The organism is uncultured Ramlibacter sp. (assembly GCF_936925435.1).
GTDB lineage: Bacteria > Pseudomonadota > Gammaproteobacteria > Burkholderiales > Burkholderiaceae_C > Ramlibacter.
In genome coordinates this window covers 113,643-137,858 of record NZ_CAKZHQ010000004.1, presented here as the reverse complement: position 1 = coordinate 137,858, position 24,216 = coordinate 113,643, and the positions used below count along the sequence as shown (strand labels likewise).

Here is a 24,216-nt window from a genome sequence, read left to right as displayed (position 1 = left end):
ATCGGTGCACTTTGGCTCGTGCAGACGGGGGCCGTACACTCCCAGCAAGGACCTCCCCCCCCAGTGCACCATCCTGATAGACCTGGGATCGCCTCACCCACCGCGAAGGCTGGCGTTCCATGCTGCGACTGATCCACGACGACGCCGACCTGGTCGCGATCGACAAGCCGGCCGGCCTGCTGGTGCACCCGACGCGGCTCGATGCGCACGAGCAGCTGTCGGCCTTGCGCCTGCTGGAGCAGCAGCTGGGCGTGCGGCTGTTTCCCCTGCACAGGCTGGACAAGGGCACGGGCGGCGTGCTGCTGTTTGCGCGCACCGCGGATGCGGCGCGGCATTGGGGGGCGGCCTTCATGGACGGGACGGTGGAGAAACGCTACCGCGCCCTGGTGCGCGGCTGGCCGGATGCCTCGGGCCATATCGACTACGCCCTGGCGCGCGACCCTGAGCTGCCTTCCGAAGGGCAGGCCCGGCTGGAGGCCGTCACCGAGTTCCGCCGGCTCGCGAGCTTCGAATGGCCCTTCAGCGTCGACGGGCGCCACACGAGCAGCCGCTACGCGCTCGTCGAGGTCAACCCGCGCAGCGGAAGGCGCCACCAGATCCGCAGGCACTTCAAGCACATCGGCCACCCCCTGGTCGGCGACGCCACGCATGGCAAGGGCGCCCACAACCGCGCTGTCGCGGCCTGGCTGGGCCTGCAAAGGCTGTGGCTGCACGCGACCAGCCTGTCCTTGCCTGGCGGGCCCTGCATCGAAGCGCCCTGCGGGGCCGAGTGGGACCGCCTGGCTGCTAGGAACCAGGCAGCATGAAGGCGGGCGCGGGGCGGCCGGCGGCGATCAGCCAGGCGCCCATCGCATGTACGACGGGCGCCACCGCGGGCCGCGCCATCATCCGCCCACGCCAGGCCAGCAGGCGGGGCATGGCGGCGGTCAGCGGCGCGCCCTGGCGCTCGCCGAACAGCGCAGCCATGAAGAAGGCGATGTCGGCATACGAGTAGCTGCCCGCCAGCCACTTCCGGCCTTCCAGCAAGGCCTCCATCTCCATGCAGTAAGCGGTACAAGCGGCAATGGCAGCGCGTGCCGGCTCGCCGTGCAGAACCTGCTGCAGGCCCATGAGCTTGATGACGTGGGGGAAGTAGACCTCGTCGCTCTTGTGCTCCAGCAGGCGGGCGTGTGCGCGCTCCTGCGCGCCGGCCGGCCACAACGGCGGCGCCGGCTGCAGGTCTTCCAGGTACTCGAAGATCTGGGTGGAGTCGAAGATCTCCAGGCCGCCATGGACCAGCACCGGAACCTGGCGCTTGGGGTTGATGCGCAGCACCTCGGGGTGTTTGGGCTCGTAGCCACGCTGCGACTCGTAGTCCACCATCACCAGCTCGAATGCCAGGGCCTTCTCCAGCGCGGCGATCTGGGCCTTGGCGCCGAACATGCTCAGGGGACCTGAATAAAGGATGGGCGTGCTGACAGGATGGGACATGGTTCAACCTTAGCATCGGCTCCACAAGGAGATGTCAGCATGGTCACACCGAAGCTTGCCGAAGGATTGTTTGCCGACGAGGAGGGCGCCTGCCGCTGCGCCTGGTGCCAGGCCACGCCCGTCTACCGCAGCTACCACGACAGCGAATGGGGCTTCCCGGTGGCCGAAGACCGCCGCCTGTTCGAGAAGATCTGCCTGGAGGGTTTCCAGAGCGGCCTGTCCTGGCTGACCATCCTGAACAAGCGCGAGGCCTTCCGCCAGGGCTTTGCCAACTTCGAGGTCGACAAACTGGCCAGGTTCAAGGACAAGGACATCGAGCGCCTTCTGGGCGACGCCGGCATCGTGCGGCACCGCGGCAAGATCATCTCGGCCATCCACAATGCGGCCAGAGCGATCGAGTTGCGCCAGGAGTTCGGTTCGCTGGCGGCGTATTTCTGGCGGCACGAGCCGGCCGCAGCAAGCCGGCCCAAGCGCATCACGCGCAAGGCCTTGCTGGAGAACACCACCTCGCCCGAGTCCGTGGCCCTGTCCAAGGATTTGAAAAAGCGCGGCTGGAGCTTTGTCGGCCCGACCACGGTCTATGCCTTCATGCAGGCCATGGGCCTGGTCAACGACCACATCGAAGGCTGTGCCACGCGCGACAAGGTACTGCAGGCGCGGGCGGCTTTCACACCACCATGCTCCTGAATCCATAGCGTCAAACGTCCATCTGGAGCGGGCCATGGGGCGATCTGACATAGACGGCGCGGCTGAGGGCTGTGTGCTTCAGCCTGTTTTTGCAAGAAAATCGGCCTTAGACCCCTGCCAAATGGCGCTGTTGTGCTATCAAAAATGGAGCGCAGCGGGTGGGCGGCTGGCTTGCTGCTATAAATCAGGCGGCACAGAACAACGCAGCGCAGGAGGCCTCGATGCACCGTCAGCCACGTGATGCAGCAAGCTCGATCGCATGAACCGGGTCTACACACGAAGCGCACGGGCCTTTGCCAATGGCTTGCTTGTGCTTTTGCTCTTCGCAGTCGTCTGGATTGCCCGGAATGAATCTGCACTTGGCACCGTCCTTGTGCTGGTGCTGGCCTCGCCAGGCATCATCTGCTACGGACATTTCCTGTCGTCACAGCTTTGTGGGCGGTGCCGGGAGTCCATCTTTGATCTTTCCAGCGACGGCCCGTTCTGGCGCCTCACGGCACTGGCGACGCCGTTCCAGATTCCCATGCGATGCCCGCATTGCCAGGCAGCCACAAAATGGTAGGGCGCCATGCGCGCTGCCGCCGCGAAAAGCGATCCCCCGCAACGACAGGCGCCAGATGATGAAAATCGCTTAGGGTCGATGCCACTTTGGACCGTTTCCCCATGCACCCACATATCCAGATCCGCACGATCACCCGCCAGGACCATGCCGGCTGGCGCCCGCTATGGGATGGCTACAACGCGTTCTATGAACGCGTTGGCCCCACCGCGCTGCCCGAGTCAATCACCGAAGCGACCTGGGAGCGGTTTTTCAGCGAGAGCGAACCGGTCCACGCGTTCGTGGCCGAAGAAGACGGCAAGCTCGTGGGCCTGGTGCACTACCTGTTTCACCGCAGCACAACGCGCCTGAACGACGTCTGCTATCTGCAGGATCTGTTCACCGCGAGCCATGTGCGCGGGCGGGGTGTTGGCCGAATGCTGATCCAGGCCGTCTATGACGCAGCCAAGGCCCAAAACAGCAGCCGCGTGTACTGGACGACGTACACGACGAACGCGACCGCAAGGGCTTTGTACGACAAGGTCGCTGAACACCGCGGTGCCATTGTTTATGCACGTGAACTCTAGGTGCTCGTGTTGACGGAACAAGGAACGAAGAATGACCATGCCGAAGAACATCCTCATTGTCGGCCTGCAGCCTGAGCTGATCGACTTTTCCAGCCCCGAGTTCTCCGCCTTCCCGGGCTTGAACGCGGCCAAGGTCATGGAAGGGCTCAATGCCAGCGCAGCCAGCCTGGTGGCGCAGGGCCACGACGCGAGGCTTTGTCTCACTGACTTTGGCGCCACCGCGCACATCGTGCTGCGCACTGAACTCCAGACCAGGAAGTACGACTGCGTGGTGGTCGGCGCGGGTGTGCGGACTGTCGCCACCCACTTTCTTCTGTTCGAAAAAATCATCAATGCCATCCACGAGCACGCGCCGGGTGCGCGGATCTGCTTCAACACCAAACCCGGCGACACGGCAGAGGCTGTGAATCGCTGGATCTAGAGGCGCGCATGATCGAATCGCACCGTAAACCCCAAGTCTGTGTGCTCGGCAGCGCCGAGCCCGGATCTCCTGCCTACGAGCTTGCCGGCGCAGCCGGCGAGGCGCTGGCTGCCCTGGGCATCACCTTGGTCAGTGGCTGCGGCAGTCCTGCGACCCGGGTCGCGGCCGAGCGCGCCATCCAGGCCAACGGCCTGGTGCTGAGCATCGTGCCGCCAGACCAGATGCCTGCTGCGGATTGGCCGGCCACCGTGGTTGTTCCCTGTGGCATGGGCGATGCCCGCAACCTCCTGATGGCCCTGGCCGGCGATGCCTGCATCGTCATCGGGGGCCGCGCTGGCACCAAGTCCGAGGTGCACCTGGCCTGGCTGCACAAGCGGCCCCTGCTGCCGCTGGTGGGCTGCGGCGGCTGGTCGGACGAGCTGCCGTCCAATCCTCCCGACGAGCGGGAGAACTCGCCCATCCTTCCCTGGAGCACGGTCGCCGAACTGCAGGGGCATCTGCGCAAGCTGGGGCTGGTTCGAGGCGCCTCGCAATGAAGAAGACCCTGCTGCTTGTGGCATCGCATGCCTGCGTTCTCGCAGTGGGGTTCGCGATGGGCATCTATGCGCTCCCCATCCTGACGGCGCCGCCGGCGCCAACGAACGCGCAGGCTTCCTCGGCTGCAAGCCAGGCGGCCTACAGCGGGCAGTTTCGCCGCAACCTCAAGGACAGCGACGCGCTCCATTGGGGCGAGGGCACGGTGTCCGTCGGCCGCCAAAGCATCGTGCTGGTCGGCAAGCTGGCGCCGGGGCCGGACTACAAGCTCTATCTCTCGCCTGTGTTCCTGGAGACCGAGGCGGATTTCATCCGCCTGAAGCCGCAGATGGTGCGCGTGGGGGATGTGCGCACCTTCGACAACTTCGTGGTCGCCGTTCCTGGATCGGTCGACGTCTCGCAGTACAAGGCCGTCATCGTCTGGTGCGAGTCGTTCTCGCAGTTCATCACGGCCGCGCAGTACAGGCAGTAGCGCTCATGCGCGCACTGCCGGGGCTGCGTGGCGCGTGAAGATCAGCCCCAGACTTCCTGAGCCGTCTCGATCACCAGGCGCAGCTTGTTGCGCTGGGCTTCGACGGCGATGTTGTTGCCGTGCACGGTGCTGGAAAAACCGCACTGGGGCGACAGGGCCAGCTGGTCCAGCGGTGCGTACTTGGCCGCCTCATCGATGCGGCGCTTGAGGTCGTCCTTGCTTTCCATCTGGCCGAACTTGGTGGTCACCAGGCCCAGCACCACGGTCTTGCCCTTGGGCAGGTAGCGCAGCGGCTTGAAGTCGCCCGAGCGGGCGTCGTCGTACTCCAGGAAGAAGGCGTCCAGATTCATCTCGCTGAGCAGGGCCTCGGCCACCGGCTCGTAGTTGCCGGCGGCGGCGTGCGTGCTCTTGAAGTTGCCGCGGCACAGGTGCATGGCCAGGGTCATGCCGGCGGGCTTTTGCGCCACCACCTTGTTGATGAACTTGGCGTAGCGGTGCGGCAGCTCGTTGGGGTCATCGCCGCGCTGGCGCGCCGCTTCGCGCATCTTCTCGTCGCACAGGTAGGCCAGGTTGGTGTCGTCCATCTGCACGTAGGTGCAGCCGGCGGCGGCCAGCGAGCGCAGCTCGTCGCCGTAGGCCTTGGCCACGTCGTCATAGAAGGCCGGGTCCAGCTCGGGGTAAGCGTCCTTGCTGATGCCGGCGCGACCGCCGCGGAAATGCAGCATGGTGGGCGAGGGAATGGTCACCTTGGGCGTGTTGCCCTTGGCCACCTGGCTCTTGAGGAACTGGAAGTCCGCCAGCTGGATGTCCTTGGCGTGGCGCACCTTGTCGATCACGCGGATCACCGGCGGCGCCAGTTCTTCCGTGCCGTCGGGTTTGCGGATGGTGACCGGGATGTCGGTCTTGACGCCGCCCAGCTGCTCCAGGAAGTCGATGTGGAAGTAGGTGCGGCGGAACTCGCCGTCGGTGATGCTCTTGAGGCCCACGTCTTCCTGGAACTTGACGATCTCGGCGATGGCCTTGTCTTCCACTTCGCGCAGCTGCTCGGGCGTGATGTCGCCCTTGGCCTTTTGCTCACGCGCTTCCAGCAGGTACTGGGGGCGCAGAAAACTGCCGACGTGGTCGTAACGGGCGGGGAGTTGGCTCATGGATGTGTCCTCGGGTCGTTGTTGGGAGAAAACAGGGCAGGCGCAAATGGTAGCTAAAGATCGAGCACCAGCACGGGCGAGAGCGAGCGCGAGCAGCAGGGTGTGAACTGGTCGTTCCTGGCCTTCTCCTCGTCGGTGAAATACATGTCGCGGTGGTCGATCTGGCCCTCCAGCACACGGGTGATGCAGGTGCCGCACACGCCCTGCTCGCAGGAGGTCAGGATCTCGATGCCCTGGGCCTCCAGCGCCTGCACGATGGTCTGGTCCTTGGGCACGGTGCAGCTCTTGCCGGTGCTGGCGATGCGCACCTCGAAGCTGCCGTCGGCCGAGGTGTCCTGCGGCGCCGCGCCGAAGTACTCCAGGTGGATCTGCGCGGCCGGCCAGCCCTGGGCCTTGGCCGTGTCCACCACATGGGCGATGAAGCCCGAGGGGCCGCAGACATACAGATGCGTGCCGGCCTCGGGCTTGGCGATCAGGCTGGCCAGGTCCAGCTTCTGCTCGGGTGCGCCGCTGTCGAAGTGGAAGTGCACCTTGGCGGCAAAGGCCGAGGCAGCGATCTCTTCGCGGAAGGCCGTGCGCTCGGGCGCGCGGGCGCAGTAGTGCAGGGCGAAGTCGGCGCCCAGGGTGGACAGGCGCTGCGCCATGCACAGCAGGGGCGTGACGCCGATGCCGCCGGCAAACAGCAGGCTGCGCTGGGCCTGCTGCAGCGGGAAATGGTTCTTGGGCTCGCTGATGTGCAGCAGGTCGCCTTCGCTCAGCGCATCGTGCATGGCGACCGAGCCGCCGCGCGAGGCCGGGTCGCGCAGCACGGCGATGCGGTAGCGGTGCTGCTCGACCGAGTCGTTGCACAGCGAGTACTGGCGCGTCAGGCCGCCGGGCACCTGCACGTCAATGTGCGAGCCAGCGCCAAAGGCCGGCAGGGGCGCGCCGTCGGGGCGGGCCAGCTCGAAGCTGGTGATGTCTTGCGCTTCCGTGTGCTTGCGCACGACGCGGACTTCGAGTTTTTCCATGGCCTTCAGGCTCCTTGTTCCTGGGCGATCATTTTGTCCAGGATGCGGCGCGACTGCACGCCGCCGGCGTCGATGTTGAGCATCAACAGCTTGCGCCCCGGGTGCTTGCTGAGGTTGCGCTGCTGCGCTTCCAGCACCGCCGTGTCTTCGGCAAAGACCTTGGCCTGGCCTTCGCGGATCTGCGCCGTCAAGGCCTTGTCCTTGGGATTGAAGTTGCGCGCCATGCCCCAGAAGTACCACATCGAGGTCTCGGTTTCGGGCGTGATGAAGTCCACCACGATGCTGTGCACCTTGTCCTTGGGGTCGGCGTTGTAGCCGCCCTTGCCGGCGTGGGCCACGCCCACCTCGATCATGATGTGGCTGGGCGGCGTGAAGCGGCAGACCTGCCAGCGGTCCACCGGCACGTCGTCGGCCAGGTTGTTGCCGCGCAGGTTGGCGCGCCAGAACGGCGGCGCCATCACGTTCTCCATGTAGCGGCTGGTGACGACCTGCTCGCCCTCGGTCTTGGTCGACACCGGCGCCTCGTCGATCTCCTTCTGGCCGATGCTGGTGGTGTGCACATAGGTCTCGTGCGTCAGGTCCATCAGGTTGTCGATCATCAGGCGGTAGTCGCAGTGGATGTGGTACAGGCCGCCGGCATAGGCCCAGGCCGGATTGTCGGCCCACTCCAGGTGGTGGATCTTGGCCGGCTCGGCCAGGGCCGCGTCACCGGTCCAGACCCAGATGAAGCCGTAGCGCTCCACCACCGGGAAGCTGCGGATGGCGGGAAAGCCGCCCACGCGCTGGCCGGGCATGGACACGGTCTTGCCGTCGCAACCCATCACCAGGCCGTGGTAGCCGCAAACCAGCTTGCCTTCGCAGACCGTGCCCAGGGAGAGCTGGGCGCCGCGGTGGGGGCAGAAGTCTTCCAGAGCCGCGACCTGGCCGTCGGCGCCGCGGTAGAAGACGATGGCCTCGCCGCAGATCTTGCGGCCCAGCGGCTTGTCGTCGATTTCGTTGGGGGTGCAGGCGACATACCAGGTGTTTTTCGGGAACATGGCGTGGACTTTCTGTATACAGGAAACGCCACGAAGTTTGCCATAAACCCGGATTCAAGCCAAATCACTTGCTTGAATGAATGCAATGTAGTTATATTCCTTTGAAGTATGTATACAGCAAGGCCGCCCATGACCACCATCCCTGTTGATGCCGAAGCCGGCGACGCCGGTGCCTCCCAGGCAGTGAAGGCCCAGCTGCGGCTGCGCGAAATGATCCTGGCCGGCGAGTTGCCCGGCGGCAGCCGCATCGCCGAACTGGCCATCGTCGACAAGCTGGGCATGTCGCGCACGCCCATCCGCGCGGCCCTGATGCGGCTGGAGCAGGAGGGCTTGCTGCAGGCCCTGGCCAGCGGCGGCTACGCGGTGCGCATCTTCTCGGAGCAGGACGTGGCCGATGCGATCGAGTTGCGCGGCACGGTCGAAGGCCTGGCGGCGCGGCTGGCGGCCGAGCGCGGCGTGCCGGAGGCCGTGCTGGACGAGGCCGGCGCCTGCCTGGATGCGGTTGACGCGGTGCTGCGCCAGAGCGCGCTGGATGACGAGGCTTTCACGCGCTACGTCAGCCTGAACCAGATGTTCCACACCCTGCTGGCGGGGATGGCGGGCGGGACGGTGATCGCGCGTGAGCTGGAGCGGGTGGTCAATCTGCCGTTTGCCTCGCCTTCGGCCTTTGTCGTGCTGCAGGCCAATTCACCGCAGGCGCGCGACATGCTGGTCGTGGCCCAGCACCAGCACCGCCAGGTGCTCGATGCGATCGCGCGCCGCGAAGGGACGCGCGCCGAGGCCATCATGCGCGAGCATTCGCGCATCGCCCAGCGGAACCTGCGCGACGCGGTGCAAGGCGCCAACCTGGAGCGGATGCCGGCGGTGCGGCTGATCCGCCAGGTTGGTTGAATGTCAATACCGCAGCTTGCCGTCGCTGCCGATCACGCCGATGTCCACCCAGCGGCTGCCCACAGGGCCCTTGCTGAAGTCGACGCGGTAGCCGCCGAAGTCGATCTCGCCCATGGAGCCCAGCGTGGCCGCCAGGCCGGCGGCGGTGGGCTGGCTTTCCTTGTTGCGCCGGATGGCCTCGCCGATGGTGCGGGCCGAGAGGTAGCCTTCCAGCTGGAAGGGCGTGTAGACCTGGACGGACGGGAAGGCGGCCTTCATGGCAGCCTCGAACTCCCGGTGCAGGGGCAGGGTCTTGCCGTTCGGGTTGGGGAAGGTCTGGGCGATGCCAACGCCGCGCGCGCCTTCCGGGCCGGCGAGCTTGACGATCAGGCCGGCCGGCACATACGACAGCACGAACAGCGACTGCGGGACGCCGGCCTTGCGCAGGGCGGCGACGCCGTCGGCCATGAAGCGCGGCGCGCCGATCACCAGTACGGCCTGCACGCCCATGGCGCTGATCTGCTGGGCAGCGGCCGCCAGCGGCGCCGGTTCGGGGGCGGACTTGACGCCCTTGAGCTCCAGGCCGGCCACGCTGCTGGCCGAGGCCTGCGCCATGGCCATGCCCGAGATGCCTATGCCCAGGTCCTGGAACAGCACGCCCACCTTGGTCATGCCCAGGGTGCGCATGTGGGTGATGATCTTCTCGATCTGCTGCTTGTCGCCGGCGCGGATGTGGAACAGCTTGGGGTGGCCTGGGCTGCGGAAGCTTTCGGCGCCGGGGATGGCGTTCATCACCAGCACGGGGGAGGTGTCCAGCAGCTTGTCGTCGAGCAGGCGCTTGAGGGCGTTGGAACCGATGGGCGAGAGCAGGGCGACCGGCTTGCGTTCCATTGCCTTGTTGAACTGCTCGGCGAAGCCGTCGCCGCTGTAGCGGTCGTCCAGCTCGAAAAAGTCCAGCTTGTGGCCGCGCACGCCGCCGGCCTTGTTGACCTGGGCCACGTAGGCCTTGATGCCCTGGTTGATTTCCGGGGCGTCGGGCACCGGGATCACGGTGAAGGGGCCGACCTGGCCGATCACGACGTCGGCCAGGCCGGCGCCGGCGAAGCTGGCAAAAAGGGAGGCGAGCAGCAGCTTGCGCAGCAGCGAAGTCATAGAGAGAGTCCTTCGGTTCTTTTTTGTGCCCCGGAGTCAGCGGGATGTTTACAAAGAATAACTAGATGCGGCTGAGCTGTCCATGCCGCGTCAGCGTGGAGCCAGTGAGCGACCGGCTATCCGTTATATAACTGAAGGACTTCCATAGCAAAATCAGATAGCTGATAGTCCGCGGCAGGGCTTTGCATCCTCAAGGTGCGGGCTGAGAATCGCGGATTCCTTCCGGGGGCGCGCGCCTGCGCGCCGCCTTGCGCCTTGCCAACACTTGATTTGGAGACCGCCATGCACAAGAGAACGTTCATTCAGGCAGCCGTTGCCGCCACCATGCTGTCAACCGGCGGCCTTGCGTTGGCCCAGGACAACGTCTTCAAGATCGGCCTGATCCTGCCGATGACCGGCCAGCAGGCCAGCACCGGCCGCCAGATCGAGGCCGCAGCCCGCCTGTACATGGCGCAAAACGGCGACACCGTCGCCGGCAAGAAGGTGCAACTGATCCTCAAGGACGACGGCAGCGTGCCGGCCAACACCCGCCGCCTGGCGCAGGAACTGGCCGTCAACGACAAGGTCAACGTGCTGGCCGGCATGGGCATCACGCCCTCGGCCCTGGCCGTCGCCCCCATCGCCACGCAATCCAAGACGCCGCTGGTGGTGATGGCCGCCGCCACCTCCAGCATCACCGAAGCCTCGCCCTTCATCGTGCGCACCAGCTTCACCCTGCCCCAGGCCTCGGTGGGCCTGGCCGACTGGGCACCCAAGAACGGCATCAAGACCGTCGTCACCCTGGTGTCCGACTACGGTCCCGGCCTGGACGCCGAGAAGTACTTCAAGGACCGCTTCCTGTTCAACGGCGGCAAGGTGGTGGAGTCGCTGCGCGTGCCGCTGATGAGCCCGGACTTCGCCCCCTTCCTGCAGAAGGTGCGCGACCTCAAGCCCGACGCGCTGTTCGTCTTCGTGCCCTCGGGCGCCGGCGCCGCCGTGATGAAGCAGTTCGGCGAGCGCGGCATGGACAAGGCCGGCATCAAGCTGATCGGCACCGGCGACGTGACCGATGACGATCAACTCAACGACATGGGCGACGTGGCCCTGGGCGTGGTCACCTCGCACCACTACTCCACCTTCCACCCCTCGCCGGCCAACAAGAAGTTCGTCGCCGAGTTCCAGAAGGCCAACAAGAACCTGCGCCCCAACTTCATGGCCGTGGGCGGCTATGACGGCATGCGCGTGATCTACGAAGCGCTCAAGAAGACCGGCGGCAAGGGCGGCGGCGAGGCCCTGCTGGGCGCCATGAAGGGCCAGATCTTCGAAAGCCCGCGCGGTCCGATCTTCATCGACGCCCAGACCCGCGACGTCGTGCAGAACATCTACCTGCGCAAGGTCGAGAAGAAGGACGGCCAGTTGTGGAATGTGGAATTTGACGTCATCAAGGACGTCAAGGACCCGGGCAAGACAAAATAAGACTCCCCCCCGAAGCGCCGCTGCGCGTCGCCTCCCCCTCAGGGGGCGACACCAGCGGCCCGGCGAAGCCGGATCCGCGGTGTCCCTGGTAGAACTCCCCCCATCTTCATGTTGACGATCCTTTTCGACGGCGTTGCCTACGGCATGCTGCTGTTCATTCTTGCCGTCGGCCTGGCGGTGACCATGGGCCTGATGAATTTCATCAACCTGGCCCATGGTGCCTTTGCCATGGTGGGGGGCTACATCACGGTGCTGCTGATGCAGCGCCTGGACGTGCCCTTCCTGCTGTGCCTGCCCATCGCCTTTGCCGGCGCCGCCCTGCTGGGCGCGGTGCTGGAGCGCACCCTGTACCGGCCGCTGTACAACAAGCCGCACCTGGACCAGGTGCTGTTCTCCATCGGCCTGGTCTTCATGGCCGTGGCCGCGGTGGACTACTACGTGGGTTCTTCGCAGCAGATCATCCATTTGCCGGCCTGGCTCAAGGGCCGCACCGAGATCGGCTCGCTGGGCATGGGCCACTACCGGCTGTTCATCATCGCCGTCTGCGCCGCGCTCACCGTGGGTCTGCAGTTCATCCTGACGCGCACCCGCTTTGGCAGCCGCCTGCGCGCCTCGGTGGACGACCAGCGCGTGGCCGCCGGCCTGGGCATCAACGTCAACGTGGTGTTTCTCTCCACCTTTGCCTTTGGTTCCGGCCTGGCCGGCCTGGGCGGCGCGCTGGGCGCCGAGGTGCTGGGCCTGGATCCCTCGTTTCCCCTGAAATTCATGATCTATTTCCTGATCGTGGTGGCCGTGGGCGGCACGTCCTCGATCACCGGTCCGCTGCTGGCGGCGCTGCTGCTGGGCATCGCTGACGTGGCCGGCAAGTACTACATCCCCAAGATGGGAGCCTTCATCGTCTACGCGCTGATGATCGCCATCCTGCTGTGGCGGCCCAACGGCCTGTTCGTGCGCCAGGGGGGCAAATAAGATGGACACGCAACAAAGCCTTTTGCGCGCCAACCGCATCCGGCCCTGGGAGCCGGTGCTGTGGCTGCTGGCGTTTGCCGCGCCCGCGCTGATGCCTTCCCAGGCCCTGATGATCAACGAGATCGCCTATGTGGCGCTGTTCGCCGTCTCGCTGGACCTGGTGCTGGGCTACGGTGGCATCGTCTCGCTGGGCCACACGGCTTTCTTCGGTGTCGGCGCCTACGCGGCCGCGCTGTTTTGCAAGCACGTCATGCCCGACCCGCATCTGGGCCTGCTGGTGGCGATGGCCGTGACGGCGCTGCTGGGCCTTGTGGCCAGCTTCACCGTGCTGCGCGGCACGGACCTGACGCGCCTGATGGTGACGCTGGGCGTCGCGCTGCTGCTGTACGAGCTGGCCAACAAGCTCGACTGGATCACCGGCGGCATGGACGGCATCCAGGGCCTGATGTTCGCGCCCGTGTTGGGCAAGTTCGAGTTCGACCTGTCGGGCCAGACGGCTGCCTACTACTCGCTGGCTGTGCTCTTCGTCCTGTTCCTGGCGGCGCGGCGCATCGTGCGTTCGCCTTTCGGCGCGACGCTGGAGGCCATCCGCGACAACCGCCTGCGCGCCATGGCCATCGGCATCCCGGTCCATGCCCGCCTGGTCTCGGTCTACACCATCGCCGCGGCCATGGCCGGCGCGGCCGGCGCCCTGTTCACGCAGACCTCCGGCTTCGCCTCCATCGAGGTGCTGGAGTTCCACCGCTCGGCCGACGTCATGCTGATGCTGGTGATCGGCGGTGTGGGCTGGCTGTACGGCGGCATCGTCGGTGCCGTGGTCTTCAAGCTGCTGCAAGACGTGATCTCGCAGATCACGCCGCAGTACTGGACCTTCTGGATCGGCCTGTTCCTGGTGGTGCTGGTGCTGGTGGGCCGCGAGCGCCTGTTCAAGCCCTGGACCTGGTTCGGCAAGGGAGGCAAGGCATGAGCGACAACAACATCGTTCTTTCAGCCCAGGGCCTGGTCAAGCGTTTCGGCGGCATCACCGCCACCAACAACGTCACGCTGAACCTGCGCAAGGGCGCGCGCCACGCGCTGATCGGCCCCAATGGCGCCGGCAAGACCACCTTGATCAACCTGCTGACCGGCGTGCTCGATCCCACCGAGGGCATCATCACGCTGGAAGGCCAGGACATCACCCGCCTGGCGCCGTACCAGCGTGTGCGCCGCGGCATGGTGCGCACCTTCCAGATCAACCAGCTGTTCAACTCCATGACGCCGCTGGAAACCCTGGCCATGGTGGTCTCGCAGCAGCGCGGCCTGGGCGCCAAGCTGTGGCAGCCGCTGGGCGCGGACAAGGCCGTGGCCGAGCGCTGCCTGCAGCTGCTCGAGCAGTTCCGGCTGGCTGAGGTGATGAACCAGCGCACCGAGCACCTGGCCTACGGCAAGCGCCGCCTGCTGGAGATCGCCATTGCGCTGGCCTGCGAGCCGCGCGTGCTGCTGCTGGACGAGCCGGTGGCCGGCGTGCCCGCCGGCGAGCGCGAAGAACTGCTGCAGACGGTGGCGGCTTTGCCGGCCGACGTCTCGGTGCTGCTGATCGAACATGACATGGACCTGGTTTTCAGTTTTGCCAACCGCATGACGGTGCTGGTCAACGGCACGGTGCTGACCGAGGGCGACCCCGAGCAGATCGCCAACGACCCCCAGGTCAAGGCGGTGTATCTCGGCCACGGGGAGGAAGCGGCTCATGGCTGAACTCCTGAAAGTCGAGAACCTCAGCGCCGGCTACGGTGAAGCTGTCGTCCTCAACGGCGTGAGCCTGTCCCTGGACGAGGGCGCGACCCTGGCCTTGTTGGGCCGCAACGGTACGGGCAAGACCACGCTGATCAACACCCTGGCCGGCGCCACGCGCCAGCATGGCGGTGCCATCAGCCTGGGCGGCGTGGCCTTGCACAAGCTGGCGCCGCACCAGCGCGCCGCCGCCGGCATCGGCTGGGTGCCGCAGGAGCGCAACATCTTCAAGTCGCTGACGGTGCACGAGAACCTGACCGCCGTCGCGCGGCCGGGCAAGTGGACGCCGGATGCAGCCTACGCCATGTTCCCGCGCCTGGCCGAACGCAAGACCAACCTGGGCACGCAGCTGTCGGGCGGCGAGCAGCAGATGCTGGCCGTGGCCCGCGCCCTGGTGCTCAACCCCAGGCTGCTGCTGCTGGACGAGCCGCTGGAAGGCCTGGCGCCCATCATCGTGGAAGAACTGCTGCGCGCCATCCGCCGCATCACGCGCGAGGAGGGCCTGTCGGCCATCATCGTGGAGCAGCATCCGCAGGCCATCCTGGCGATCTCCGACAGCGCCGTGGTGCTGGACCGCGGCAGCGTGGTCCATGCCGGCACGGCGCAGCAGCTGCGCGAGCAGCCCGAGCTGCTGGACCGGCTGCTCGGCGTCGCGCGGTAGAGTCCACCCCCGAAGCGCCTGCGGCGCCTCCCCCTCAAGGGGGCGCCACCAGCGGCCCGGCTAAGCCGGATCCGCGATGGCCCACGAATCTGGGTGCTACTGTTTCGGTAGCTAAGTAGGCAATATCGACGGGGGCTAGAGCCCTGAAGGAGCACAAGATGCAAGCGAAACGCGCGTTTCTGGCCCAGGGCGGCGCCCTGGCACTGGCCGGCCTGCTGCCGGGCCTGGCGGCGGCCCAGACCTTCCCGTCCAAGGTGCTCAAGATCGTCGTGCCCAACGCCGCCGGCGGCGCCGCCGACCTGACGGCACGCACCATCGCGCAGAAGATCGCCGGCCCGCTGGGCCAGAGCGTGGTGATCGAGAACAAGCCCAGCGCCGGCGGCATCGTCGCCGGTGACCTGGTGGCGCGCGCCGAAGCCGACGGCCACACCCTGCTGCTGGTGTCCAGCGGCACGGCGGTCAGCGAGGTGCTGTTCAAGACCCTGCCTTTCGACACGCAAAAAGACTTCGCGCCGGTGTCCATGCTGGCGACCTTCGACCTGGCCATCGTGGTGGCCGAGGGCGGGCGCTTCAAGACCCTGGGCGAGCTGCTGGCCTGGGCCCGCGCCAACCCCGGCAAGCTCAACCTGGCGACGCCGCAGATGGGCACGACCCAGCACCTGGCGGCGGAGCTGTTCAAGATCACCACCGGCGTCGATGCCCAGGTGGTCCCCTTCAATGGCACGCCACCGGTCATCACCGCGCTGCGCGGTGGGCAGGTCGACACCGCCATCGAGATCCTGGGCCCGCTGATGGGCCAGATCAATGCCAAGGTCCTGCGCCCGCTGGCCGTGCTGGGCGCCAAACGCGCGCCGCAGCTGCCCGACGTGCCGGCGGCGCGCGAGAGCGGCGGGGCGTTGGCCAGTTTCGACGTTTCCTCCTGGAACGGCCTGGCCGTGCCGGCGAAGACGCCGCCCGCCGCCATCGCCCGCCTGAACAAGGAGATCGTGGCGGCCCTGGCCCTGCCTGATGTGAAGCAGCGCCTGCTCGAGCTCAACCTCGTCGCCCAGAGCAGCACACCCGAGCAGCTCAATGCGCGGCTGTCGGCCGACATCAAGCGCTGGGGCGATGTGATCAGCGCCGCCAAGATCCAGAAGCAGTGAACGCCATGCGCGTCCAGACCATCGGCCTGATTGGCTACGGCGAAGTCGGCAAGACCTTCGCGGCCGGCCTGAAGGACAAGGCCGGCGTCACGGCCGCCCATGCCTGGGACCTGAAGTTCGCCGCCGCCGCAAGCCAGCAAGCCGAGAAGGCGCACGCGGCCCAGGCCGGTGTCAGCGCCCAGCCCTCGATGCAGGCCCTGTGCGCCGCCAGCGACCTGCTCATCTCCGCCGTCACCGCGTCCAACACCCTGGCCGTGGCGCAGGAGGCGGCGCAGTCCATCCGCCCCGGCAGCATCTTCCTGGACCTGAACTCTGCCTCGCCCGGCATCAAGCAGCAGGCCGCGGCCCTGATCGATGGGGCTGGCGCGCATTACGTGGAAGCGGGTGTCATGACCTCGGTGCCGCCTTATGGCATCAAGGTGCCCATGCTGCTGGGCGGCGCCAGGGCGGCGGAACTCGCAGCCCTGCTGGCCTCCTGGGGGCTGGATGCCAAGGCCGTGTCCGAACAACTGGGCGTGGCCTCGGCCATCAAGATGTGCCGCAGCGTGATGATCAAGGGCCTGGAAGCTCTGGTCATCGAGAGCTATGCCACGGCGCGCCAGTACGGCGTCGAAGACCACGTGCTGCCCACGCTGGCCGAGACCTTCCCTTCCATCGACTGGCACAAGCAGGGCGCCTACTTTTTCAGCCGCGTGGTCCAGCACGGCAAGCGCCGCGCCGAGGAGATGCGCGAAGCGGCCAACACCGTGCGGGAGGCCGGCTTCGATCCCTTGATGGCGGCGGCCATCGCCGACAAGCAGCAGTGGGTGGCCGACCAGGCCGCGGCCGGCGTCTTCCAGGGCTTGCCCAAGGACGCGCCCTGGCAGGCCTACGCCGACCGGCTCCTCGCCGCGCGCAAGGACTGAGCTTCAGTCCCAGGCCGGGGCCAGTCGCTCCGGGTTGACCAGGCGGTGGCCGCGCTCCAGCGCCGCGATCTGCTCCATCTGCGCTGCGCTCAGTTTGAGGTGGCGGGCCTGCAGATTGCTCTCCAGGTTGACGCGCTGGGTCGACGAGGGGATCACGGCGTAGCCTTGCTGCATCGCCCATGCCAGGGCAACCTGGGCCGGCGTCGCTGCGTGGGCGCCGGCAATTTGCAGCAGCACCGGGTCTTTCAGAACCTCGCCATAGGCCAGGGTCATGTACGAGGTGACGGCGATACCCTGGCTTTGCGCAAAAGCCGCGAGCTTGCGGTTCTGCAAATAGGGATGGAGCTCGACCTGGTTGGTGGCGATCTCCTGAGCGCCGACGGCGGCAATGGCCTCTTGCATCAGCGCGATGTTGAAGTTGGACACGCCGATCAGCCGCGTCAGGCCCTGGGCCTTGGCCTGGGCCAGCGCGCCCATGAATTCGGCCACCGGCACGGCGCCGCCCGGCGAGGGCCAGTGGATCAGGGTCAGGTCGACCTGCTCGGTGCGCAGCTTGGCCAGGCTCTCTTTCAGACTGGGAATGAGCTTGTCCGCCGCATAGTGGTCGACCCAGATCTTGGTGGTCAGGAACAGGTCCTGGCGGGCAACGCCGCTGTCGGCGATGGCTTGGCCGACCTCGGCCTCGTTGCCGTAGATCTGGGCGGTGTCGACCAGGCGGTAGCCCAGGGCCAGGCCGTTGCGCACGGAATCGATGACTGTCTGGCCCTTGAGGCGGTAGGTGCCCAGGCCGAAGGGAGGAATGGTGTGGGTGCTCATGCGTTGGTCCTTGGAATGAGTGCAGTTTGCGCCATGGCCTGGTCCAACCGGCCGCTCAGGTGGGTCAGGGCCAGGGCCCCGAGCACCACCACGGCGCCGATCCAGGGCGTGTGCAGCAGGCCGGCCTGGCTGACGATCAGGCCGCCGGCCCAGGCGGCGAAGGCGATGCCGACATTGAAGGCGGCGATGTTCAGGCCCGAGGCCACGTCCACCGCCTGCGGCGCGACGCGCTGGGCCTGCTGCACCACATAGACCTGCAGGGCCGGCACGTTGCCGAAGGCGAAAGCCCCCCACAGCATCACGGTGGCGACGGCCAGCCAGGGATGGGGCGCCGTGAAGTTCAGCAGCAGCAGCACGGCGGCCAGGGCGGCGAAGACGATCTTGAGCGCCGGGATGGGCCCCAGGCGGTCGGCCAGCCTGCCGCCCCAGATGTTGCCCACGGCCACCGAGACGCCATAGGCCAGCAGCACCCAGCCCACGGCACTGGCCTGCAAGCCCGAGACCTCCTGCAGGATGGGCGCGAGGTAGGTGAAGGGAATGAAGGAGCCGCCGTAGCCCACGGCCGTGGTGGCGAAGACCAGCAGCAGGCGTGGCTGGGTCAGCACGCGGGCCTGCTGGGCCAGCGAGGCCGGCGCCTTGTGCGCAATGCCGCGCGGCACGAACAGCAAGGTGCCCAGGAAGGCCAGCACGCCCAGGCCGGCCACCGCCAGAAAGGTCTCGCGCCAGCCGAAGTGCTGGCCGATGAAGGTGCCCAGGGGCACGCCGGTGACCAGGGCCACGGTCAGGCCGGTGAACATGGTGGCGATGGCGCTGGCAGCCTTGTCTTTGGGCACCAGGCCGGTGGCGATGGTCGAGCCGATGGAAAAGAAGACCCCATGCGCCAGGCCGGTCAGCACCCGGGCCGCGACCAGCGAGGTATAGCCCGGCGCCTGCCAGGCCAGCAGGTTGCCGGCGGTGAACAAGGCCATCAGGCCAAGCATCAGCCACTTGCGCGGCACTTTGCCGGTCAGGGCGGTGAGCACCGGCGCGCCGATGGCGACGCCCAGGGCATAGAGGCTGACCAGCAGGCCGGCCGAGGGCACGCTGACGGCCAGGTCGGCCGCCACCGTGGGGATCAGGCCGACGATCACGAACTCGGTCGTGCCGATGGCGAAAGCGCTGAGCGTCAGCGCGAGCAGGGCGATGGGCATGGGAACACTCCTTGGGAGGACGGAGTGTGGGGCCGGGTATTTTGCAGAAAAAGCCGGTTGGAAGCAGAATATCCTTGACTTGGAATCAAGAATGAAAACAACGCTCGAAGAACTTCTGGCCTTTGTCGCAGTGCACGACACAGGCTCCATCACGGCCGCCGCCGAGCAGTTGGGCCAGACCGTGTCGGGCATCAGCCGGGCCCTGGGCCGGCTGGAACGCAAGCTGGAAACCACGCTGATGCGGCGCACGACCCGGCGCATCGAACTGACGGAAGAGGGCGCGGCCTTCCTGGCCCACGCCCGCGCCATCCTGGCTTCCATCGATGCCGCCGAGGAGCAGATGGCGCTGCGCCGCCAGCAGCCCGCCGGCCTGCTGCGGGTCAATGCCGCCACGCCCTTCATGCTGCATGCCATCGTGCCCCTGGTGGGCGAGTTCCGCGCCGCCTGGCCGCAGATCACCCTGGAACTCAACACCGACGACCGCTTCATCGACCTGCTGGAGCGTCGCACCGACGTCGCCATCCGCATCGGCAAGCTGGAGGACTCCAGCCTGCATGCGCGGCCGCTGGCCAGCCACCGGCTGCGGGTGCTGGCCAGCCCGGCCTACCTGGAGCAGCAGGGACGGCCGCGCACGCTGGCGGCGCTGGAGCGGCACAGCCTGCTGGGCTTCACCCAGGAGGCGCTCAATGCCTGGCCGCTGCGTGGCGCGCATGGCGACGAATGGCAGGCCCGGCCGACACTGGCGGCCTCCAGCGGCGAGACCCTGCGCCAGCTGGCGCTGGCGGGCCAGGGCCTGGCCTGCCTGTCGGACTTCATGACCGAGACCGACCGCCGCTCGGGCGCCCTGGTGCAGGTGCTGGCCAATCTCACGGTGGACATGCGCCGGCCGGTCAGCGCGGTCTACTACCGCAACACCGCGTTGTCGGGGCGCATCGCCTGCTTCGTCGACTTCCTGGCGGCGCGCATGGCGCAGCAGGCCTGAGCCTCAGACGGGCGCGAGCAGGCTGCGCGCGGTCTGCTGGATCAGCTGCAACACCGAGGTCTGGGTCAGGGTGGCGGGGCGCTGCGAGCTCATCGCCGCGGTCAGTTTGCTGCGCAGGCCGGGTGTGGCTATGGGCCGCAGGGCAAAGGCCTGCGGGTGGGCCGAGGTGGCGACCGCGTTGTGCGACAGCACGGCGCTGCCGGCGCCGTCCTCCACCAGGTCCAGGATGGCGGCCACGCCGTCGATCTCCAGCGCCACCTGCAGCTGGCAGCCCAGCTTGGCCATCTCGGTTTCCACCAGCATGCGGATGGCGTTGGGCCGGCTGGGGATGACCAGGGGCAGGGCGGCCAGTTCGCGCAGGGCGATGGAGCGGGCCCGCGCCGCAGTCTTGCCGCTGCGGCGCTGCACCAGGAACAGGGGCTCTTCCAGCAGCGGCGTGAGCTCCAGCTCGGGGCTGGGGCCGGCGTTGTAGAGCAGGGCGATGTCCAGCCGGCCGTTGGCCAGGGCCTCGTGCATGCCCACCGACAGGCCTTCGCTGATGGACAGGGTGGCCTCGGGCATGCGCTTGCGGAACTCGCGCACCAGGGGCACGGTGAGCACCTTGGCCACGCTGGGTGGCAGGCCGATGGCGACGCGGCCGGCCAGGGCGCCGCGCACCCGGCCCAGCTCCTCGCGGGCCCGCTCGACCTGGTGCAGGATGCCGCGGCCATGCTCCAGCAGCAATTTGCCGGCTTCCGTGGGCGTGGCGCCGCGGCCGTTGCGGGTCAGCAGGTTTTGTCGCAGCTCCACTTCCAGCAGGCGCACCTGCCGGCTGAGCGCGGGCTGGGCCACGTCCAGCGCGATGGCGGCACGGGTGAAGCTGCCGAGCTCGGCGACGCGCACGAAATACGCCAGTTGCTTGAGGTCCACGGTCCGCCTGGTTTTGAATAGCTAAGGCGCCATTATGCCGAGGTGTTATAGCTGATAGCGGGGGGGCTGCCTTCCGCAGGGCCGCTGCGGCGCGCAAAATCGCCGCCATGAACGCAGTGCTCCGCGGTATTTCCTCGATGGCCACGCGCCAGCTGCTGGCCGAGCTGCTGGCCGCCTACGAACAGCGCATCGGCACCGCCGTGGCAATGGAGTCGGTAGGCGGGGTCGACGCCGCCAGGCGCGTGCAGGCCGGCGAGGCCTTTGACGTCGTGGTGCTGGCCTCCGACGCCATCGCCAAGCTCGAAGCGGCTGGCCATGTGCTGGCCGGCAGCAAGGTCGACCTAGTGCATTCCGGCGTCGCCGTGGCCGTGCGCGCCGGCGCTGCTTTGCCCGGCCTGTCGTCTGAAGAGGCGGTCAAGCAGGCCGTGCTGGCCGCGTCCACCATCGGCTACTCCACCGGCCCCAGTGGCGTCGCGTTGGCCAGATTGTTCGAGCGCTGGGGCATTGCCGACCAGGTGGCGCAGCGCACCGTGCAGGCGCCGCCCGGCGTGCCCGTGGGCTCGCTGGTGGCCAAGGGCGAAGTCGCTCTGGGCTTCCAGCAGCTGAGCGAGTTGATGCACCTGGAAGGCATCACCGTCGCCGGCCCGTTGCCGCCCGCCATCCAGATCACCACGACTTTTTCCGCCGGAGTTTGCGCGACGTCAAAGCAGCAAGAGGCAGTGCGCCGCATGCTGGACTTCCTCGCCTCGCCCGACACGGTGGACGCCAAGCGGCGCCAGGGCATGGACCCGGCCTGACGCATTCCAGACTGAACACGTTTTGAGGAGACAAGAGAGCATGAGCCTGATCATCGATTGCCACGGCCACTACACCACGGCGCCCAAGGCGCTGGAGACCTGGCGCAACCAGCAGATTGCCGGCACCAAGGACGCATCCTTGATGCCCAAGGTCGCCGACCTGAAGATCAGCGACGACGAGCTGCGCGAGTCCATCGAGAGTAACCAGCTGCGTTTGATGAAGGAACGCGGCAGCGACATCACCCTGTTTTCGCCGCGCGCCAGCTTCATGGCCCACCACATCGGCGACTTCCAGGTGTCGTCCACCTGGGCCGCCATCTGCAATGAGCTGTGCTTTCGCGTCAGCCAGCTCTTCCCCGACCACTTCGTGCCCGTGGCCATGCTGCCGCAGTCGCCCGGCGTCGACCCCGCGACCTGCATCCCCGAGCTGGAGAAGTGCGTCAAGGAATACGGCAACGTCGGCATCAACCTCAATCCCGATCCCTCGGGCGGCCACTGGACCAGCCCGCCGCTGACCGACAAGCTCTGGTACCCCATCTACGAGAAGATGGTGGAGTACGACCTGCCGGCGATGATCCACGTCTCTACCTCCTGCAACCCAGCCTTCCACACCACCGGCGCGCACTACCTGAACGCCGACACCACGGCCTTCATGCAGCTGATCCAGGGCGACCTGTTCAAGGACTTCCCGACCCTGCGCTTCCTGATCCCGCACGGCGGCGGCGCCGTGCCCTACCACTGGGGGCGCTTCCGCGGCCTGGCCCAGGAGATGAAGAAGCCGCTGCTGTCCGAGCACCTGATGAACAACGTGTTCTTCGACACCTGCGTCTACCACCAGCCGGGCATCAACCTGCTCAACACCGTGATCCCGGTCAAGAACGTGCTGTTTGCCTCCGAGATGATCGGCGCCGTGCGCGGCATCGATCCGGAGTCCGGCCACTACTACGACGACACCAAGCGCTACATCGAGGCCTCGACCATCCTGAGCGCCGACGACAAGCACCAGATTTACGAAGCCAACACGCGCCGCGTGTTCCCGCGCCTGGACGCACTCCTGAAGACGAAGGGACTCTGACATGTTCGAACTCGGCGTTGTTTACCGCAACATCCAACGGGCCGACCGCGCGGCCACCGACAAGCTCGCCAGCCTGGGCTCGGCCACGGTGCACGAAGCCATGGGCCGCGTCGGCCTGATGAAGACCTACATGCGCCCCATCTACCCGGGCGCGCAGATCTCCGGCACGGCCGTCACCGTGCTGTTGCAGCCCGGTGACAACTGGATGCTGCATGTGGCGGCCGAGCAGATCCAGCCCGGCGACATCGTCGTGGCGGCCTGCACCACCGACAACACCGACGGTTTCTTCGGCGACCTGCTGGCCAGCAGCTTCATGGCACGCGGTGCCCGCGGCCTGATCATCGACGGCGGTTGCCGCGACGTGAAGACGCTGCAGGAGATGGGCTTTCCGGTCTGGAGCCGGGCCATCAGCTCCAAGGGCACGGTCAAGGCCACCCTGGGCTCGGTCAACATTCCCATCGTCTGCGCCGGCATGAGCGTGCAGCCGGGCGATGCCATCGTCGCCGACGACGACGGTGTGGTCGTCGTGCCCGCCGCTCTGGCCGGCAAGACCGCCGACGCTGCCGCGGCCCGTGAGTCCTTCGAAGGCGAGAAGCGCGCCAAGCTGGCCTCGGGCGTGCTGGGCCTGGACATGTACAGCATGCGAGAGCCGCTGGCCAAGCTGGGCCTTAAATACATTGACTGAACATGACTGAATTCACCAAGACCCCCGGCTGGCTCGACTGGTACGCCGGCCCCAGCAAACCCAGGTTCCAGCTGCCGCCCGGCAGCGTGGACGCGCACTGCCACGTGTTCGGCCCCGGCAACGAGTTCCCCTTCGCGCCCGAGCGCAAGTACACGCCCTGCGACGCCAGCAAGCAGCAGCTGTTCGCCCTGCGCGACCACCTGGGCTTCGACAAGAACGTCATCGTCCAGGCCACCTGCCACGGTGCCGACAACAGCGCCCTGATCGATGCCCTGAAGCACTCGAACAACAAGGCCCGCGGCGTGGTCACGGTCAAGCGCAGCGTCACAGACGAGCAACTGCAGGACATGCATGCCGCCGGCGTGCGCGGCGTGCGCTTCAACTTCGTCAAGCGCCTGGTCGACTTCACGCCCAAGGACGAGCTGATGGAGATCGCCGCGCGCATCGCCCCCCTGGGCTGGCATGTGGTGATCTACTTCGAGGCTGTGGACCTGCCCGAGCTGTGGGACTTCTTCACCGCGCTGCCGACCACGGTGGTGGTCGACCACATGGGCCGGCCCGACGTCAGCCTGCCGGTGGACGGCCCGCAGTTCGCGCTGTTCCAGAAGTTCATGACCGAGTACCCCAACGTCTGGTCCAAGGTCAGCTGCCCCGAGCGCCTGTCGGTTGCCGGGCCCAAGGCCTTGAACGGCGAACAGAACGCTTACCGCGACGTCATTCCCTTTGCCCGCAAGATCGTCGAGACCTTCCCCGACCGGGTGCTCTGGGGCACGGACTGGCCGCATCCCAACCTGAAGGACCACATGCCCGACGACGGCCTGCTGGTGGACTTCATCCCGCACATCGCGACCACCGCCGAACTGCAGCGCAAGCTGCTGGTGGACAATCCGACCCGGCTGTACTGGGGCTGAAGCGCCACCTCTGGCACCCCCAC

General features: G+C 67.1%; 28 protein-coding genes. 20 read left to right on the top strand and 8 right to left on the bottom strand.

The genetic code is table 11. The features are described from left to right. Positions 1–119: 119 nt before the first annotated feature. A complete protein-coding gene (locus Q0632_RS04280; RefSeq protein WP_298924705.1) occupies positions 120–806 on the top strand; it encodes a pseudouridine synthase in 687 nt (228 codons plus the stop codon). On the opposite strand, the gene Q0632_RS04275 is transcribed toward Q0632_RS04280, so the two are convergent. Next, positions 787–1,470: a glutathione S-transferase family protein gene (locus tag Q0632_RS04275; RefSeq protein WP_298924703.1), complete on the bottom strand. Its 684-nt coding sequence runs from the start codon at positions 1,468–1,470 to the stop codon at positions 787–789. The two genes, Q0632_RS04280 and Q0632_RS04275, sit on opposite strands and share 20 nt — an antisense overlap. A 39-nt stretch (positions 1,471–1,509) precedes the next feature. Here Q0632_RS04275 and Q0632_RS04270 point away from each other — a divergent pair, with 39 nt between their 5' ends. The 6 genes from Q0632_RS04270 (at position 1,510) to Q0632_RS04245 (ending at position 4,709) form a co-directional block, all read left to right on the top strand. Beyond that, a complete protein-coding gene (locus Q0632_RS04270; RefSeq protein ID WP_298924701.1) occupies positions 1,510–2,157 on the top strand; it encodes a DNA-3-methyladenine glycosylase I in 648 nt (215 codons plus the stop codon). 259 nt (positions 2,158–2,416) lie between these two features. Then, entirely contained in the window at positions 2,417–2,719 is a 303-nt protein-coding gene (locus Q0632_RS04265) for a hypothetical protein (protein WP_298924699.1), read from the top strand. Positions 2,720–2,820: 101 nt separating this feature from the next. Then, positions 2,821–3,282: a GNAT family N-acetyltransferase gene (locus Q0632_RS04260; protein ID WP_298924697.1), complete on the top strand. Its 462-nt coding sequence runs from the start codon at positions 2,821–2,823 to the stop codon at positions 3,280–3,282. Positions 3,283–3,313: 31 nt separating this feature from the next. Further along, a complete protein-coding gene (locus tag Q0632_RS04255; protein ID WP_298924695.1) occupies positions 3,314–3,703 on the top strand; it encodes a hypothetical protein in 390 nt (129 codons plus the stop codon). Between the two features lie 8 nt (positions 3,704–3,711). After that, positions 3,712–4,239, top strand: a complete 528-nt coding sequence (locus tag Q0632_RS04250; RefSeq protein WP_298924692.1) for a Rossmann fold nucleotide-binding protein — start codon at positions 3,712–3,714, stop codon at positions 4,237–4,239. After that, positions 4,236–4,709 carry a DM13 domain-containing protein gene (locus Q0632_RS04245; RefSeq protein ID WP_298924691.1) on the top strand — a complete coding sequence of 158 codons (474 nt, stop codon included), beginning with the start codon at positions 4,236–4,238 and terminating at the stop codon, positions 4,707–4,709. Before Q0632_RS04250 ends, Q0632_RS04245 begins: the two co-directional genes overlap by 4 nt. A gap of 41 nt (positions 4,710–4,750) precedes the next feature. On the opposite strand, the gene Q0632_RS04240 is transcribed toward Q0632_RS04245, so the two are convergent. The 3 genes from Q0632_RS04240 to Q0632_RS04230 are packed head-to-tail and all read right to left on the bottom strand — an operon-like array spanning position 4,751 to position 7,904. After that, the gene (locus tag Q0632_RS04240) at positions 4,751–5,857 is read right to left on the bottom strand and encodes a 5-methyltetrahydropteroyltriglutamate--homocysteine S-methyltransferase (RefSeq protein ID WP_298924689.1); all 1,107 of its coding nucleotides are present in this window, start codon (positions 5,855–5,857) and stop codon (positions 4,751–4,753) included. A 53-nt stretch (positions 5,858–5,910) separates the two neighbouring features. After that, entirely contained in the window at positions 5,911–6,867 is a 957-nt protein-coding gene (locus Q0632_RS04235; RefSeq protein WP_298924686.1) for a PDR/VanB family oxidoreductase, read from the bottom strand. A 5-nt stretch (positions 6,868–6,872) separates the two neighbouring features. After that, the gene (locus tag Q0632_RS04230; protein WP_298924684.1) at positions 6,873–7,904 is read right to left on the bottom strand and encodes an aromatic ring-hydroxylating dioxygenase subunit alpha; all 1,032 of its coding nucleotides are present in this window, start codon (positions 7,902–7,904) and stop codon (positions 6,873–6,875) included. A 129-nt stretch (positions 7,905–8,033) separates the two neighbouring features. On the opposite strand from Q0632_RS04230, the gene Q0632_RS04225 reads away from it, so the two are divergent. After that, positions 8,034–8,795, top strand: a complete 762-nt coding sequence (locus Q0632_RS04225) for a GntR family transcriptional regulator (protein ID WP_298924682.1) — start codon at positions 8,034–8,036, stop codon at positions 8,793–8,795. Positions 8,796–8,798: 3 nt separating this feature from the next. On the opposite strand, the gene Q0632_RS04220 is transcribed toward Q0632_RS04225, so the two are convergent. Next, the gene (locus tag Q0632_RS04220; protein ID WP_298924680.1) at positions 8,799–9,926 is read right to left on the bottom strand and encodes an ABC transporter substrate-binding protein; all 1,128 of its coding nucleotides are present in this window, start codon (positions 9,924–9,926) and stop codon (positions 8,799–8,801) included. A 282-nt stretch (positions 9,927–10,208) separates the two neighbouring features. On the opposite strand from Q0632_RS04220, the gene Q0632_RS04215 reads away from it, so the two are divergent. The 7 genes from Q0632_RS04215 to Q0632_RS04185 all read left to right on the top strand — a co-directional run bounded on the left by Q0632_RS04215 (position 10,209) and on the right by Q0632_RS04185 (position 16,828). Then, positions 10,209–11,381: an ABC transporter substrate-binding protein gene (locus Q0632_RS04215; RefSeq protein WP_298924678.1), complete on the top strand. Its 1,173-nt coding sequence runs from the start codon at positions 10,209–10,211 to the stop codon at positions 11,379–11,381. A gap of 108 nt (positions 11,382–11,489) precedes the next feature. Continuing rightward, complete coding sequence (locus Q0632_RS04210) at positions 11,490–12,350, top strand: branched-chain amino acid ABC transporter permease (protein ID WP_298924676.1); 861 nt, start codon at positions 11,490–11,492, stop codon at positions 12,348–12,350. 1 nt (position 12,351) lies between these two features. Beyond that, positions 12,352–13,317, top strand: coding sequence for a branched-chain amino acid ABC transporter permease (locus Q0632_RS04205; protein WP_298924674.1), 966 nt, complete (start codon positions 12,352–12,354; stop codon positions 13,315–13,317). Continuing rightward, a complete protein-coding gene (locus Q0632_RS04200; protein ID WP_298924672.1) occupies positions 13,314–14,084 on the top strand; it encodes an ABC transporter ATP-binding protein in 771 nt (256 codons plus the stop codon). The genes Q0632_RS04205 and Q0632_RS04200 overlap by 4 nt, the downstream gene beginning before the upstream one ends. Next, a complete protein-coding gene (locus Q0632_RS04195) occupies positions 14,077–14,781 on the top strand; it encodes an ABC transporter ATP-binding protein (RefSeq protein ID WP_298924671.1) in 705 nt (234 codons plus the stop codon). Before Q0632_RS04200 ends, Q0632_RS04195 begins: the two co-directional genes overlap by 8 nt. A 158-nt stretch (positions 14,782–14,939) precedes the next feature. After that, positions 14,940–15,923, top strand: a complete 984-nt coding sequence (locus Q0632_RS04190; protein WP_298924669.1) for a tripartite tricarboxylate transporter substrate binding protein — start codon at positions 14,940–14,942, stop codon at positions 15,921–15,923. Between the two features lie 5 nt (positions 15,924–15,928). Beyond that, positions 15,929–16,828, top strand: coding sequence for an NAD(P)-dependent oxidoreductase (locus Q0632_RS04185; protein ID WP_298924667.1), 900 nt, complete (start codon positions 15,929–15,931; stop codon positions 16,826–16,828). A 3-nt stretch (positions 16,829–16,831) separates the two neighbouring features. Here Q0632_RS04185 and dkgB read toward each other — a convergent pair whose 3' ends face one another. Together dkgB and Q0632_RS04175 are read right to left on the bottom strand one after the other, a co-directional pair. Beyond that, complete coding sequence (gene dkgB / locus Q0632_RS04180; protein ID WP_298924665.1) at positions 16,832–17,644, bottom strand: 2,5-didehydrogluconate reductase DkgB; 813 nt, start codon at positions 17,642–17,644, stop codon at positions 16,832–16,834. After that, complete coding sequence (locus Q0632_RS04175; protein ID WP_298924662.1) at positions 17,641–18,834, bottom strand: MFS transporter; 1,194 nt, start codon at positions 18,832–18,834, stop codon at positions 17,641–17,643. Before Q0632_RS04175 ends, dkgB begins: the two co-directional genes overlap by 4 nt. A gap of 91 nt (positions 18,835–18,925) precedes the next feature. Between Q0632_RS04175 and Q0632_RS04170 the strand changes: the two genes are divergently transcribed. After that, positions 18,926–19,816, top strand: a complete 891-nt coding sequence (locus tag Q0632_RS04170; protein WP_298924660.1) for a LysR substrate-binding domain-containing protein — start codon at positions 18,926–18,928, stop codon at positions 19,814–19,816. Between the two features lie 3 nt (positions 19,817–19,819). On the opposite strand, the gene Q0632_RS04165 is transcribed toward Q0632_RS04170, so the two are convergent. Beyond that, positions 19,820–20,725, bottom strand: a complete 906-nt coding sequence (locus Q0632_RS04165) for a LysR substrate-binding domain-containing protein (protein ID WP_298924658.1) — start codon at positions 20,723–20,725, stop codon at positions 19,820–19,822. A 107-nt stretch (positions 20,726–20,832) separates the two neighbouring features. Between Q0632_RS04165 and Q0632_RS04160 the strand changes: the two genes are divergently transcribed. Genes Q0632_RS04160 through Q0632_RS04145 form a run of 4 tightly spaced genes read left to right on the top strand, consistent with a single transcriptional unit; the run spans position 20,833 to position 24,193 of the window. Continuing rightward, on the top strand, positions 20,833–21,522 hold the full coding sequence (locus tag Q0632_RS04160) for a substrate-binding domain-containing protein (protein ID WP_298924656.1): 690 nt from the start codon (positions 20,833–20,835) through the stop codon (positions 21,520–21,522). Between the two features lie 40 nt (positions 21,523–21,562). Then, positions 21,563–22,597, top strand: coding sequence for an amidohydrolase family protein (locus Q0632_RS04155; protein WP_298924654.1), 1,035 nt, complete (start codon positions 21,563–21,565; stop codon positions 22,595–22,597). 1 nt (position 22,598) lies between these two features. After that, positions 22,599–23,282, top strand: a complete 684-nt coding sequence (gene ligK / locus Q0632_RS04150; RefSeq protein WP_298924652.1) for a 4-carboxy-4-hydroxy-2-oxoadipate aldolase/oxaloacetate decarboxylase — start codon at positions 22,599–22,601, stop codon at positions 23,280–23,282. Positions 23,283–23,284: 2 nt separating this feature from the next. Then, the gene (locus Q0632_RS04145) at positions 23,285–24,193 is read left to right on the top strand and encodes an amidohydrolase family protein (protein ID WP_298924650.1); all 909 of its coding nucleotides are present in this window, start codon (positions 23,285–23,287) and stop codon (positions 24,191–24,193) included. Positions 24,194–24,216 lie beyond the last annotated feature (23 nt).